Here is a 14,428-nt window from a genome sequence, read left to right on the forward strand (position 1 = left end):
TATCAGAATCAGTATCATCATAGCTGTTCAATTCTCTGTAATATCCGGTTGAAACAGGAAGTCTTTTCCTTTCCAGCTTTGTATTGATTACTTCACGAATAATACTGTAAAGCACTGCAAAAATCGGTACTACGGCAATCATTCCGACAAATCCGAAAAGTCCGCCGCCGACAAAAATTGCAAACATAATCCAGAATGCGGAAAGTCCCAGAGAATTTCCAAGAATTTTCGGTCCGAGAATATTTCCGTCAAACTGCTGCAAAAGAAAAATAAATACAATGAAAATAATAGTTTTTTCCGGAGAGGTAAGCAGAATCAAAAGACCGCTTGGCACTGCTCCGATAAACGGACCGAAAAACGGAATCATATTTGTAATACCTATGATGACACTTATCAGCATTGCATAATTTTTAAGTCCCATGAAATTCATTCCGACAAAAGTTATTACACCGATAATAAACGAATCCAAAGCCTTGCCGGATATAAAATGTGCAAATGTATGATTTGTTTTTGATGCAATTTTAAGAATTTTATTCCGCCTTTTTTCCGAAAACAAAGCATACACTATTTTAGTTGCCTGAGCAATAAATATCTCCTTGCTGTAAAGCAGATATATTGAAACAATAATTCCGAGCAAACAGTCCTTAAGACCGATTATAAGTGACCATGCACTTCCTGTAAGGCTTGCAACAATACCGTCCTTTGCAAGAAGCTTGTTTATCATAGGTTCTAATTTATTTACACCGTCCAGAATAAACTGCTGTATATTATCAAACTCACCGGTAAGGTAATCATAAATCTCTGGATTTTTTTCAAGAATAGAGCTTATCATTTCAGTAAAATAAATCTGTAAATTATTTAAATATGACGGAAGACTCTTAAAGAATATTTCCAGAGTAGTCAATATTTCAGGTACAATAGTACCGACTATCGCCATTATTATCCCCAACATCATAATAAGAGAAAATGCAATTGACATTCCTCTTGTCAAAGCAGGGTGTTCCCTTTTTCGGCATATAATTTTTTTCAGATTTCTTTCAAATACCGCCATTATAGGATTAAGCAGATATGCTATTACAAGTCCCCAGATTACTGGCGCAAGAACTTTGATTAATTTATTAAAATAATACAAAAAGGTATTATATTTAAATACCAGTGCCACAAGTAAAAGACATATTGCAAAAACAATTACACAGTAAGCGGCAATAGTATTGCTTTGAGTGTTAAATTTAAATCTTTTCAAATTAAAAACTCCCGGAAAATATTATAGTACAAGTTTATTATACATCATTTTCAGCAAAAAGGGAATAGTTTTTTAAATGTTTTATTGTTTTACTTTATAAAAGAGGAAATAAAAATAATAATAATCATTACAGGAGAAAGATATCGTATCAAAAATGAAATTGTCTTCTGAAAATAAACTTTAAATTTTCCCCCTGATGACATTTCGGCAAACATATTCTGAGGTTTCCAGATATATCCGGTCAATATGCATATAAACAATCCGCCGGCAGGCATTATAATTTTATCTGATAAATTAACAAGAAAATCAAAAATACTGTTTCCAAAAATCTTAACATTGTTTAATATTCCAAATGACAGAGATGCGGCTGATCCTACCAGAAAATAGCATATTCCAGGAATAATGCAAGCTTTTTTTCTTGACCATTTTCTGTTATCTATCAAAAACGAAGCAATTACTTCAATCAGTGAAATCGCAGATGTAATAGCTGCAAAAAGAATTAACATAAAAAATATTATTGCGATCATGCGTCCATACTTCATATGTCCGAAAACATATGGAAGTGTCTGGAAAATCAATCCTGGACCAGCCTGAGGTTTGAGTCCGAATGCAAATACTGCGGGAAGAATGGCAGTACATGACAGTAATGCAATAATCAGATCAAATAACGGAATATAAAATGCATTTTTCTGAATATTTGAATCCTTGCTCAGATAGCTTCCGTATGTTATAAGCGTACCCATTCCAAGACTCAGACTGAAAAACACCTGTCCCATAGCATTCAGAATTACAGAAAATAAATCTTTAACAGAATTTACTGCTGAAAAATTCGGAACAGTAAAAAATTTCAGTCCCTCTGAAGCATTGGGTAAAAAGAACGCATTTGCTGCGATAATTATAATAAAAAGAGTTAAAAGCGGCAGAAAAATTTTGCTTATTTTTTCAATTCCTCCGGAAATTCCTCTTATTACAATTATTACACACAATGCCATAAATAAAAACATCCACACTATCGGTTCTAATGATGAAGATGAAAAATCTCTGAAATATTCTTCAGGATTTCCTATTGAAGACGATGTAATATACTTTACAAGATATTTCAAAACCCATCCGCCAATTATACCATAGTAACTTAGAATCACAAAAGCCCCGGCAGTTCCCAGACCTCCTACAAATCCCCAGCCTTTTTTTATTTTATCACATGCGTCTATAGCATTTAATCCGGTATTTCGTCCTATAGACATTTCTGACATAAGAATAGGTGTACCTAATAACACCATAAGCAGAATATATATTATTATAAAAATGCTTCCTCCGTTCATGCCTACCATGTAAGGAAATTTCCACATATTTCCCAATCCCACAGCTGATCCGGCAGCTGCCATCAGGAAACCGAAATTTGAAGACCATTGTTCTCGTTTTTTCATTTTAACCTCCATAATTTATGTTTCAGATTTATTTTATACAGAAAAAAACTCCTTATTATCAAAACATGAAATTTATGAAAAAGTAAAAAAAGGATTACATACCAAAAACATCCGGACTCCCAAAAGAATCCGGATGTTTTACTAATTATTTAAATAATAACGGACTTGCAAGCTTAAACTCACCCTCATCAAAAATAATTTCTATATCCTCTCCTTTTTTTATTCTTCCCTCAATCAGCTGCTGAGAAATCAGATTTTCAATTTTTTCAGATATTGACCGCTTAATATATCTGGCTCCGTATTTGCGTATCTCACATTCATTGATCAATCCACCGGGTACTTCCTTTTCATAGCTTACGTTTATACCTATCTTTTCTGCACGGTCTTTAAGTTCATTCAGAAGTTTCTGAGCAATTTCATTAAGATTTTCTTTTTTAAGCGTATTAAATACCACAATCTCATCCAGTCTGTTAATAAGCTCCGGCTTGAAATGTTTTTTAAGCTCTTCTTTTACTCTGCCAGTTAAATCCCCTTCGGAATTTTCCCCGAAACCTATTTTTACATTTTCTGTCATTATTTCCGAACCAATATTTGATGTGAGAATTATAAGAGTATTTTTAAAGCTTACCTGTCTTCCCCTCGAATCTGTCAGAACTCCGTCTTCAAGTATCTGAAGCAGAATATTAAGAACATCCGGATGAGCTTTTTCTATTTCGTCAAATAATAGTACACAGTAAGGATGACGCCTTATTTTATCAGTTAAAATACCATTCTCATCATATCCTGTATATCCGGGAGGTGCTCCTATAATTTTTGAAACGGAGTGTTTTTCCATATACTCGGACATATCAATTTTGATCAGATTTTTTTCATTGTCAAAAATCACTTCTGCTGCTGCTTTTGAAAGTTCTGTTTTTCCTACTCCAGTAGGTCCCATAAAAATAAAAGAACCCATTGGTCTTCCCGGATCTTTCAAGCCTATGCGGCTTCTCCTGATTGCCTTTGCAACAGCAGATACCGCTTTTTCCTGACCAATAACTCTTTTTTTCAGACAGGTTTCAAGATTCAGAAGTCTTTCTTCTTCATCCTTTGAGATTCTGCTGACAGGTATTCCAGTCCATTCAGAAACCACTCCTGCTGTATCATCTGTAGTTATCATGACAGGAGATTTAACCGTTGTTATTTTTTTCTTCTTTTTAAAAGCCTTCTCCAGATTTTCCAGAGTTATGATTTCACCCTCTGAAAATTCATTTATTCCGGTTTCTGCTTCATTCACACAGCTTCTGGCATATCTTATTTTTGCTTTTGAAGCCGCTTCATCAATAACATCTATTGCCTTGTCTGGTAAAAATCTGTCATTTATATATCTTACAGATAAATTTACTGCTGATTTGATTACTTCATCACTTATAACTGCATTATGATAGCTTTCATATTTTTTCCTGATACCCTTTATTATTTCAAACGTCTGCTCCTCATCAGGCTCATTAATCATTACAGGCTGAAATCTTCTTTCAAGTGCGGAATCCTTTTCAATATATTTTCTGTATTCGTCAATAGTTGTAGCACCTATTATCTGAAGTTCTCCTCTGGCAAGCTGAGGTTTTATAATATTTGCAGCATCAATGGCACCCTCCGCAGCTCCTGCCCCCACTATTGAATGAATTTCATCAATGAATAAAATCACATTGCCCACAGACGCTACCTCGTCTATACAGCTTTTTATTCTCTCTTCAAAATCTCCCCTGTATTTTGCACCTGCAAGCATTGATGTTAAGTCCAGTGAAAAAATATTTTTGTTTTTTAATTCATCCGGAACATTACCGCTTACAAAAATCTGTGCAAGACCTTCAACAATTGCCGTTTTTCCTACTCCTGCTTCTCCGATAAGGCAAGGATTATTTTTAGTTCTTCTGGCTAATATCTGCAAAATACGTTCTGTTTCCTTTTCTCTTCCAATAACCGGATCATGCTTGTTTTCCATTGCTTCTTCCGTCAGGCTTTTGCCATATTTATACAATGTAGGCATCTGTTTCCTGTCCGGTTGATTATAACAGATAACTTCTTTAGGAGATTCTCCGGTATACGCTCTGGCACAGTCGCTGTAAAGCTTTGCCGGATTTGCTCCCATAGTACGCAGAAAGCCCATCGCTCCGCATCCGGGTTCTTTGAGAAGCGTCATAAAAATATGCTCCGTTCCCACAAGCTTTGTACCGGCAGCATTTGCTGTTGACACAGCACCATTTAAGATTCTTCTGAGTGCCGGAGTAAAATTATCATAAGTAAGCTGAGTTTTCTCTCCTTTACCTATGAAAAGAATCATCTGATCGTATAAATCATTAAGCGTTATGTTATTGGCTTTAAGAACAGATGCCGCAACGTTTTTTCCCTCCTGAATAAACCCCAAAATTATATGCTCTGTTCCCACATAGGTATGACCCATATGTGAAGCTGATTCAATTGCTGTTTCAATTGAATTTACAGCCTTTCTGGTAAACATTTCAAAATTATTCATTCGCATCAGTCTGCCTTTCAAATTTTCTTCATATATAAGTATGCCACGAAATTGATGCGATATATGTCGAAGCAAATAATTATTTATTCATATTTTAAAATGCATAAAATTTGTCGGATTATTTTTCTTTTTCTGTTGAAGCATCAGTTTTAACAGACTGTCTGTAAATCCCCGGTAGATTCCAGTTAAACAGGATAGCCAGTACACGTATTGAAACAGTCAGCATAAAACATGTGCATGCACCGGGAATAAATCCAAAATATAAACGAACAAAATAAAATGCTGATGCTCCCAAAGCACTGGCACATGCATAAACATGCTTTACTAAAATATACGGGCGTCTGTTTGCAATAATATCACGTAAAGTTCCCCCGCCTACTCCAGTTATAACTCCTGAAAATGTAAGAAGCATAAAACTATCATAACCCAGTTCAATTGCGGCATTTATTCCGGTTACTGTAAATACTGCAAGTCCTATAGTATCAAAAATCTTCATTATTATATCATAAAGCTCTGTAAGTACTGCTCCGGATTTATTATTTTGGGTAATATAAAGAATAATAAATATAATATTTGCAGTTATAAGTGATATAATTATATATAAATAATCCGTAAATATTCTCGGAGGAGTAACACCAAGAATTATGTCTCTCAAAACGCCTCCTCCTGATGCAGTTATCACAGCAAGAACATTTACTCCCAGAAGATCCATTCTGTTTTTTACTGCCGTTACAGCACCAGATACTGCAAACGCCGCAGTACCGGCAATCTCCATTATAAATATTATAATATCTATTTTTCCGTCCATAATTTCCTCCTAAAACAAAAAGGCACAGAAAACACTTAGTCATAGTGTTCCCTGTGCCTCTGTATATTTACCTGAAAGAATTAACCTCTTCGGTGCATCATTGCTTTCCAGAGTATCGTCCGATGCAGGTCCTTTTGCCTGAGAGCTTTTGCATTTTCCCCTTCGGCGGCGCTTATCAGCGCTCTCTTCCGGCATCATCAACCGATAAATTATTTAAAACCAATTAGGAATTTTCAGATGAACCGGCATACCATTTTCCATGAACACGTCCACTTCTCCCTGAATAAGCGGAAGGAAATAGTCAAGAGCATGTGCAGTTACATTATTTCCCTGATTATTTATCCATTCCTTAGGAAACAGGCGTTCATGATTTGCAACATCCTTTGCATCAACTGTAGTTATTCTGGAGAAATACGGTCTGTCGCTTACACGTTCAAATGCCATCATTTTACCAGTAACTCCGCTCATAGCTGCCTTAACGGCTTCCTCACCTATTCTGACCGATTCATCAATATCAGTTTTAGAAGCCATATGCGATGCACATCTCTGCATTACATTAAGTTCAATCGAACGAACTTTGCATCCGATTTCATCTCTGACTATATTTTCAAGACATTTACCTATTCCTGAAAGATATTTATGTCCAAACGGATCATCTCTTCCGGACTGAAAATCCTCAGCAGCATATTCTCCGCCGCTTAATTTAAGACCTTCAGATACCGCAACAATCACTCCCTTGTGTTCTGTCAGCATTCTTCGTACATCCTCCAGAAATCGTTCAACACTAAACGGTGTTTCCGGAAGGTAAATAAGATGCGGAGCAGTTTCATCATTTGCTTTAAGAACACATGTAGATGCTGTAAGCCAACCTGCGTCACGGCCCATAATCTCTACAATAGTTACAGATTTAACACTGTAAACAGAACTGTCACGAGCAATTTCCTGAATAGTTGCCGCAACATATTTTGCAGCCGAACCAAATCCGGGAGTATGATCAGTACACATAAGATCATTGTCAATAGTTTTTGGTATTCCGATTACTTTGACATCAACATTATTCCTTGAAAAATATTCTGATAATTTATAAACAGTATCCATAGAATCATTTCCGCCGATATAGAAGAAAACATCAATATCGTTTTTCTTAAAACATGAAATGATTTTCTCATAGACTTCCCTGTTCGTTTCAGAGTCGGGCAATTTATACCGGCATGAACCCAGTACTGTAGAAGGAGTAAGCTTCAAAAGCTCCAGATCCTTATTACTTTTAATAATACTGCTCATTTCCACCAGATGGTTATTTATTACGCCTTCTATTCCATTGATAGAACCATATATTTTATCAATTCCGCTGTTTATTGAAGCTTCCGAAAAAACGCCTGCCAGTGAAGCATTAATGGCACATGTCGGACCTCCGGATTGTGCAACTGCTATATTCATATTGATCTCCATTTTTCATCATATATTTTTTTGAAAAATATATGATGTCTGCCGCCTTCATGGCATACGGCCTGCCATATTAGTCCTATCTATATTATATAACAAATGAGCAAAAATTACAAGCCTTACCCTGCCCCTCTCATCGCAGAATAAGACTTGTAAAATACAGAACTAAAATCAAAGTCCGATATACTGCAAAGGCCTCTCCGATATGTGCGGCAGACATATCCCTTTGACAGATTTTTAATAGACAGCACAAAAATTATTTAATGTTTACTGAATCTTAATAACTGAAACATATCAATACATCGTTTTAATTCCGATAAACGGTGCATAGACTCATAATAATGTACATCGAATATGCAGCATTTATGTAAATAAAGTCTACCCAGCCAATACCATATGACATTGATTATAATATTAAATAAGTCTGTACCATACCAGCAAGAACCGGTAACGTAATCAATTATAAATGAAATTCAAAAGAAATTCAACCGATTATATTGCATTCTTTTTGTACTTTATTGACAGTGCCGCAAATTTTATTTTGTTTATAATTACTATATTTTATCGATTTAAACAATAATTAATTGACTTTTTTGCACAAATGTTGTATAATCATATTATAAAAATATATGGATGTGGGTAAAATGAGCAATTCACAAAATTCTATACCAAAAAAATTTATACGTATAAGAAATGTCCCCTCTGAAAAAACAAGCAATTCACTTCTTTATGTACAGGAAACAGGTTTTTTGACCTCAGAACATGCCGGAGCTTCAAAAACGAATCAAATAAACTCGTTTTTATTTATTTGTGTTTTAGACGGAAAAGGAATAATTGAATTAAACGGAACTCCACATAATGTTTCTGCCGGACAATGTGTATTTATCGACTGTAAAAATCCCCATTCCTACAGGTGTGATAAAAATGATCCATGGGAATTATTATGGCTGCATTTCAATGGAATATCCGCACAGTATTATTATTCATTATTTACTGAAGCAAAAAGCCGCAACTGTTGTGTTTTTATTCCTCAGAATCTGGAAAATATAAAACTTATACTTAATAAAATAATATATAATAATGCCCATAAATCAGATAATACAGAAATTATTAATGCAAAGCTTATTACCGATCTGCTGACATCAGTAATAACAAATTATTGCATATATGAAGAAGACGAAAGCGAAAAATATACATGCAAGCTTTCAGCTGTAAAGGATTATCTGGATAATCATTTTACAGAAAGTATTAATCTGGATAAACTGTCAGACATATTTTATATAAGTAAATTTTATCTAACAAGAGAATTCAAAAAAAAGTACGGCATAACAATAATCCAGTATATAATAAACAAGCGAATAGAATATGCAAAGGAACTTTTAAGATCTACAGATAAGTCTATAGAAGAAATTTCTGAAATCTGCGGATTTAATGATCCCAGCTATTTTTCAAAGCAATTCAAGAAAAATGAAAGTATCACATGCTTAAATTACAGAAAAAATAATACATAAAATTTAAGGGAGCTTTCCGCAAATGAGAAAGCTCCCTTATTCTTTTTAAATAACATCTTTCATGTATTTTATTTTCAAACTTATGTGACTATTTTTCCCCAGTTCAAGAAGCCTTGCAGGATTAATATGAAAAATTTTTCTTGCAATATTTCCGGCTTTTCTTACTAAAAATGAATAAAACTTATTATAGCATTTAACAAATTCTCCAGCATAAGTTAAAACCTCTCCATTAAATCCTCTCTTAAACCGATACACTCCGTAATTAGGGTGAGTTTCGTCCTTGTAAAAAGGAATACCTTGAAAATCATATATATCGCATTTGTTTTCAACTGCCCAACATATTATAGTCCACTGCATCAGGTAATTAGGCATAACATTCCTATACTGCGCTGTAGATGCTCCATAAACATAACAAGTTTTTCCGGCATATTGAGTAGCTATTGCACCGGAAAGAGGTACTCCCTTATAGTAACACATATACAGTCTGCAATGCTCCCCCAGATTCTCCATCATACGTCTGAAATATTCCTTACTTCTGATACAGAATCCATCTCTTTTGCCGGTTTCCTCCATCAGACCATAAAAATCATCAAGACATTCCGTCCCGCAGACACGGCATTCTACACCTTTTCTTGAAGCTACTCTAATATTATACCGCCACTTTTTATGAAAGCTCTGAAATATTTCATCTTGCGTTCTTGAATTTATTCTTAGAATATAATTATTTCTAGCCTGAATAGTCGTAAGCTCCGGAGCATTTTCTGTAAATCCAAATCCCAGACTTTTTAATATTCCTATTTCTTCCCTGTCATTTTCCGTTATACACGGGTCAACTATAAGCTCATAGCCTTTATATTTTTTTCGGATAATTTCTATCCCCTCAAAAATATCCTTAAGAGTTTCAATGTCATTATAATCACATACCGGACCGTGCGGCGAATAAAGAAAAGAACATCTCAGAAACGGAATTTTTCTTATCAGTACAAGGGCTGTTCCTCTTATTTTTCCATTACTGTCCCTTGATATAACCGCTTCAGAATCCCAGTCTTTTTTTACTCCTGTCCACTCTACAGACTGCATAAAATTGCCGTTTTTATGGTGTGAAACAAATTCTTCATATTCCTTAACTGATCTTATATCTTTTTTATTTAAAATCTCGTTCATCATTATCTCCTTAACAGGTTAACCGATAATAATGATGCATCATTTTTTTGTCTGTACAGCAGAATTTTTATATTCCTTATATTAAACGACTGAAAACGTCAAAATGCTACAATTTTTTTCAAAATAAAAAAGAAAAATCATATTTGCCCTTTGACTTTTGCCAGAGCACCCTTTTCAAGTCTTGAGACCTGAGCCTGTGAAATACCAATTTCATTGGCAACTTCAACCTGCGTTTTTCCCTGAAAAAAACGCAGATATAAAATATTTTTCTCTCTGGGCTGCAAATTCTTTATAGCATCCTTTAGTGAAATTTCATCCAGCCAGCTTTCCACATCGTTTTTATCGCCTATCTGATCAAGAACATAAATAGCGTCACCTGAGTCAGAATAAACAGGCTCATAAAGCGAAACAGGATCACTTATACTTTCAAGTGCCAGAACAACATCACTGCGTTCAGCACCGATTTCCTTTGCAATTTCTTCAATTTTAGGTTCTTTCTGATTTTTTGCAGTCAGCTTTTCCTTTGCCTGCATTGCCTTATAAGCCAGATCCTTCATAGAACGGCTTACTTTAATCTGATTATAATCTCTCAGGTATCGTCTTAACTCTCCGGCAATCATAGGGACGCAATAAGTTGAAAATCTTACTTCCTTTGTAAGATCAAAATTATTTATTGCTTTTATCAGTCCTACAACTCCGATCTGGAATAAATCGTCAACATCTTCTCCCCTGTTGGTAAATTTCTGTATTACACTTAATACCAGTCTCAGATTACCATTAATAAGCTTGTCTCTTGCTTCCTTGCTTCCCGTTGCCTGTATTTCCTTAAGAAGTTCAATTTTTTCGCTCTCTTTTAAAACTGTCAGCTTTGATGTATTAATTCCGGATATAACAACCTTATTATAAGCCATAGCCAATACCTCACAATATTTTCTATTGTAATTATTGGCATTTTCAGCGGTAAAATACATTTATCTTCAAGGAAAATTTTAGAATCTGATTTCACAGATATATTGCTCCGTCAATTAAAACTTCAAAATTTTAATTGGCGGAGCAATAATTTCAATATTTTTTTTCCAGTTCAATTTTCAGATTTTTTATAATTTTCTTTTCCAGCCGTGAAATATATGACTGCGAAATTCCTATCAGATCTGCAACCTCTTTCTGGGTTTTCTCCTTACCGTCAACAAGTCCGAACCGCATTTCCATGATCTGCTTTTCACGTCCGCCAAGAGAATCTACAGCCTCACGAAGCATACATCTCTCCGCTTCGGATTCTATTCCTTTATTTACTACGTCCTCATCTGTACCCAGTATATCAGAAAGCAGTAGTTCATTGCCGTCCCAGTCAATATTAAGCGGTTCATCAATGGATATTTCATTTCTGTACTGAGAGGATTTTCTGAGAAACATCAGTATTTCATTTTCAATACATCTGGAAGCATAGGTAGCAAGCTTTATATTTTTATCAGGACAAAATGTATTTACAGCTTTAATAAGCCCTATAGTTCCGATTGATATAAGGTCTTCTACACCTGTCCCTGTAGACTCAAACTTTTTTGCTATATATACTACAAGCCTTAAGTTATGTACTATAAGTGTTTCTCTGGCTTCTCTTCTGTTTTCTGCCAGCATCCTGAATGCCTCAGCTTCTTCTTCCTTTGAAAGCGGAGGCGGAAGATTATCTGAACCGTTTATATAAAAAACATCACTCTGAATTGTTTTCTTCCTTTTAAATATAAATAAATATAGTCTGTAAAAAAATCTTCTGAAACAATTCATGGCATAACATTTCCTTTCATATCAACATAGAATCTTTGGATTAAAAATTGCCGGAGTGTCCTTAGGGTTTATTCCTATTAAGGCTTCGGCTTTGAATTTTTTTCCTGTTTCTTCATCAGTTATAATAATTTCATCAGGCGAAAAAACAGCAATAAGTCCGCTGTTTCCGATGGTAGAATACGGTATAAGCCTGATTCCGTAATTTTCATATAAATTTACTGCGTTTTCCGCAGTTATTTCATCATACACTTCTTCAAACCTTTTAAAGCTCTCTGACGGACAAATTATAACCGGTTTACCGCTGAAGCTGTCCACCAGAGAATTTCCCGTATCTGCTAAAGCGTCAACAGAAAATATGTCAGACTGATACCGGATAATCACTTTAAAGTGATGAGAGGTATCGCATCCTTTGTCCATAAAATATCTTACTGCTGTAACTGCAAAATATCCCACAGCTGTAAATACAACAAGACTTATCAATGAAAAATCCACATAAAAATAAGAATTATTGAAAGCCATAAACGACGGTTTAAATGTAAGATACAAAACCATTATCACTCCGGCAAAAACAAAGTTTACTATGTAAAAATAAAGTATCAGTTTCAAAGTCTGCCTTTTATCTGCTATACCAAATGCTGCTGCTACTATAACAGCTGCTGCAATTAATTTAATGGCAAGTACTGCAAAAAAGTTACTCAAAGGAAGCAGTATTGTAAGTGAAAACACACTTCCGATAACTGCTGAAACAACACACCTTGAGGTTTTCAATGGAGTATGAGTAAACCTGGCAGTTGCTCTTAACAGGAAAAAATTAACATAAATATTTAAAACTATAAGTACATCCAGATAAATACTCTTCATAAAATATTCCGCCCTTTTCGGATATACTATAATTATAATTTATTGATGCAGTAATTTTAAGTCGAAATAGGAAAATATGTAAATTTTGTTAAAATGCACAAAAAGAGCGTCCTTAAAAAGAACGCTCAAAAATCATATAATTATTGACCAATAAATGCTGAGAAAGCCTTATAAGTCATGTACACATCAGTTTTGGCAACCGTTTCAAACGGGGCATGCATTGAAAGTACCGGAACGCCGACATCAATCGTATCCACATTAAGATTTGCGATATATGCCGCAACGGTTCCGCCCCCGCCCATATCAACCTTACCAAGCTCACCAGTCTGCCATATAACATCATTTTTATCCAGCAGTCTGCGTATTTTGCCTACAAACTCAGCTGACGCATCTGATGTTCCGGACTTTCCTCTTGCACCCGTAAATTTAGTCACACAAACACCATAATTTATAAATGCACAGTTTTTCTTGTCCATAACCTCAGGGAATGTAGGGTCAAATGCAGCATTAACATCTGCGGACATGCACTCTGAATTTGAAAGCACCGTTCTTCCCTCTGTACCAAACTCAGCCGCCAGATCTGCAATAAAATATTTAAGATAAGCTGACTGCAAACCTGTATTTCCGTCACTTCCTGTTTCTTCTTTATCCGTTAAAATAGTAACCGCCGTTTTCTTTGGATTCTTGCATTTTACAGTTGCCATAAGAGCAGTATATGCACATACTCTGTCATCATGACCATAAGCACCAATCATGCTCCTGTCAAAACCGATATCTTTTGCCTTAAATGCCGGAACAGCTTCAAGCTCTGCTGAAAGGAAATCATCCTCTGTAATACCGTATTTTTCATTTAAAATATTTAAAATGTTAAGCTTTACAGCCTCGCTTAAATCATCTTCCTTAAAAGGTCTTGAACCAATTACTATATTAAGCTCCTCGCCCTTGATTCCCTGTGCCAGATTTCTTTTCATCTGATCCTGAGCCAGATGCGGCAGAAGGTCATTTACGCAAAATACCGGATCATCCTCATCTTCGCCTACAGTAACAGTAACCTTACTGCCATCGGCTTTGACAATAACACCATGAAGTGCCAGAGGAATAACAGTCCACTGATATTTTTTTATTCCGCCGTAATAATGAGTTTTAAAAAGTGCCATTTCTGTATCTTCATAAACAGGATTCTGCTTAAGGTCAAGTCTTGGCGAATCAATATGTGCTGCACAAAGATGTACTCCGTTTTTTATATCCTCAGATCCAATTACTGCCATAATAACAGCTTTGCCTCTGTTGTTTACATAAATCTTATCTCCTGCCTTAAGACCCATTCCCGGCTTAAATTCAACAAATCCGTGATCCTTTAAAAGCTTAACTGTATATTCAACGGCTTCCCTTTCAGTTTTAGCTGCGTCAAGGAATTTTTTATATCCCTCACAGAATTTATCGCATTTTTTTATTTCATCAGCTTTCATTCTAAGATAAGCATTTTTTCTGCTTGAAAACAAAGATTTTTTAAGTTCTTTGCCTTCTGATTTCTCTTTACTCATAAAACTTTCCTCCATTAGCTTATATATTTATTATTATAATAATCTTTTATTTTATCCGCAACTTCTTTAGTTACGTCATATAAATTGTCAATATCACTGTTATTTTTTATAATAAAATCAGAATTTG

General features: G+C 35.0%; 11 protein-coding genes and 1 riboswitch. Of the genes, 1 reads left to right on the forward strand and 10 read right to left on the reverse strand.

All coding sequences use genetic code 11. The annotated features are described in order from the left end of the window. From ACI4WO_RS03485 to ACI4WO_RS03505, 5 genes are all read right to left on the reverse strand, one after another. A partial coding sequence (locus ACI4WO_RS03485; protein WP_439806168.1) for an AI-2E family transporter occupies positions 1-1,243 on the reverse strand: 1,243 nt, incomplete at its 3' end. 89 nt (positions 1,244-1,332) lie between these two features. Continuing rightward, positions 1,333-2,670 (reverse strand): sodium-dependent transporter, encoded by a 1,338-nt coding sequence (locus ACI4WO_RS03490; protein WP_439806169.1) that lies wholly within the window; start codon positions 2,668-2,670, stop codon positions 1,333-1,335. A gap of 145 nt (positions 2,671-2,815) precedes the next feature. After that, positions 2,816-5,185: an ATP-dependent Clp protease ATP-binding subunit gene (locus ACI4WO_RS03495; protein ID WP_439806170.1), complete on the reverse strand. Its 2,370-nt coding sequence runs from the start codon at positions 5,183-5,185 to the stop codon at positions 2,816-2,818. Between the two features lie 118 nt (positions 5,186-5,303). Then, entirely contained in the window at positions 5,304-5,993 is a 690-nt protein-coding gene (locus ACI4WO_RS03500) for a trimeric intracellular cation channel family protein (RefSeq protein ID WP_439806171.1), read from the reverse strand. A gap of 116 nt (positions 5,994-6,109) precedes the next feature. Beyond that, positions 6,110-6,194: riboswitch (glycine riboswitch) on the reverse strand. Between the two features lie 12 nt (positions 6,195-6,206). Then, on the reverse strand, positions 6,207-7,433 hold the full coding sequence (locus ACI4WO_RS03505) for a 6-phosphofructokinase (protein WP_439806172.1): 1,227 nt from the start codon (positions 7,431-7,433) through the stop codon (positions 6,207-6,209). A gap of 650 nt (positions 7,434-8,083) precedes the next feature. Here ACI4WO_RS03505 and ACI4WO_RS03510 point away from each other — a divergent pair. Continuing rightward, positions 8,084-8,950: an AraC family transcriptional regulator gene (locus ACI4WO_RS03510; RefSeq protein ID WP_439806173.1), complete on the forward strand. Its 867-nt coding sequence runs from the start codon at positions 8,084-8,086 to the stop codon at positions 8,948-8,950. Between the two features lie 45 nt (positions 8,951-8,995). Here the strand turns inward: ACI4WO_RS03510 and ACI4WO_RS03515 are convergent, their stop codons facing one another. The 5 genes from ACI4WO_RS03515 to ACI4WO_RS03535 all read right to left on the reverse strand — a co-directional run bounded on the left by ACI4WO_RS03515 (position 8,996) and on the right by ACI4WO_RS03535 (position 14,301). After that, entirely contained in the window at positions 8,996-10,114 is a 1,119-nt protein-coding gene (locus ACI4WO_RS03515) for a lipid II:glycine glycyltransferase FemX (protein ID WP_439806174.1), read from the reverse strand. 137 nt (positions 10,115-10,251) lie between these two features. Further along, positions 10,252-11,025 carry an RNA polymerase sporulation sigma factor SigG gene (sigG, locus tag ACI4WO_RS03520; RefSeq protein ID WP_439806175.1) on the reverse strand — a complete coding sequence of 258 codons (774 nt, stop codon included), beginning with the start codon at positions 11,023-11,025 and terminating at the stop codon, positions 10,252-10,254. 151 nt (positions 11,026-11,176) lie between these two features. Next, complete coding sequence (gene sigE / locus ACI4WO_RS03525) at positions 11,177-11,896, reverse strand: RNA polymerase sporulation sigma factor SigE (protein ID WP_439806176.1); 720 nt, start codon at positions 11,894-11,896, stop codon at positions 11,177-11,179. Positions 11,897-11,917: 21 nt separating this feature from the next. Continuing rightward, positions 11,918-12,757, reverse strand: coding sequence for a sigma-E processing peptidase SpoIIGA (locus ACI4WO_RS03530; RefSeq protein WP_439806177.1), 840 nt, complete (start codon positions 12,755-12,757; stop codon positions 11,918-11,920). Between the two features lie 140 nt (positions 12,758-12,897). Then, positions 12,898-14,301 (reverse strand): aminopeptidase, encoded by a 1,404-nt coding sequence (locus ACI4WO_RS03535; protein ID WP_439806178.1) that lies wholly within the window; start codon positions 14,299-14,301, stop codon positions 12,898-12,900. Between the last annotated feature and the right edge of the window lie 127 nt (positions 14,302-14,428).

This window comes from Porcipelethomonas sp. (assembly GCF_051893655.1).
In the GTDB taxonomy this organism is placed as follows: domain Bacteria; phylum Bacillota; class Clostridia; order Oscillospirales; family Ruminococcaceae; genus Porcipelethomonas.

What these genes read in the sequence shown, in the direction of transcription:
- ACI4WO_RS03500 (WP_439806171.1), bottom strand. Translation starts at nt 5,993, where the DNA reads ATGGACGGAAAAATAGATATTATAATATTTATAATGGAGATTGCCGGT.
- sigG (WP_439806175.1), bottom strand. Translation starts at nt 11,025, where the DNA reads ATGGCTTATAATAAGGTTGTTATATCCGGAATTAATACATCAAAGCTG.
- ACI4WO_RS03490 (WP_439806169.1), bottom strand. Translation starts at nt 2,670, where the DNA reads ATGAAAAAACGAGAACAATGGTCTTCAAATTTCGGTTTCCTGATGGCA.
- ACI4WO_RS03505 (WP_439806172.1), bottom strand. Translation starts at nt 7,433, where the DNA reads ATGAATATAGCAGTTGCACAATCCGGAGGTCCGACATGTGCCATTAAT.
- ACI4WO_RS03530 (WP_439806177.1), bottom strand. Translation starts at nt 12,757, where the DNA reads ATGAAGAGTATTTATCTGGATGTACTTATAGTTTTAAATATTTATGTT.
- ACI4WO_RS03510 (WP_439806173.1), top strand. Translation starts at nt 8,084, where the DNA reads ATGAGCAATTCACAAAATTCTATACCAAAAAAATTTATACGTATAAGA.
- ACI4WO_RS03535 (WP_439806178.1), bottom strand. Translation starts at nt 14,301, where the DNA reads ATGAGTAAAGAGAAATCAGAAGGCAAAGAACTTAAAAAATCTTTGTTT.
- ACI4WO_RS03515 (WP_439806174.1), bottom strand. Translation starts at nt 10,114, where the DNA reads ATGAACGAGATTTTAAATAAAAAAGATATAAGATCAGTTAAGGAATAT.
- ACI4WO_RS03495 (WP_439806170.1), bottom strand. Translation starts at nt 5,185, where the DNA reads ATGAATAATTTTGAAATGTTTACCAGAAAGGCTGTAAATTCAATTGAA.
- sigE (WP_439806176.1), bottom strand. Translation starts at nt 11,896, where the DNA reads ATGAATTGTTTCAGAAGATTTTTTTACAGACTATATTTATTTATATTT.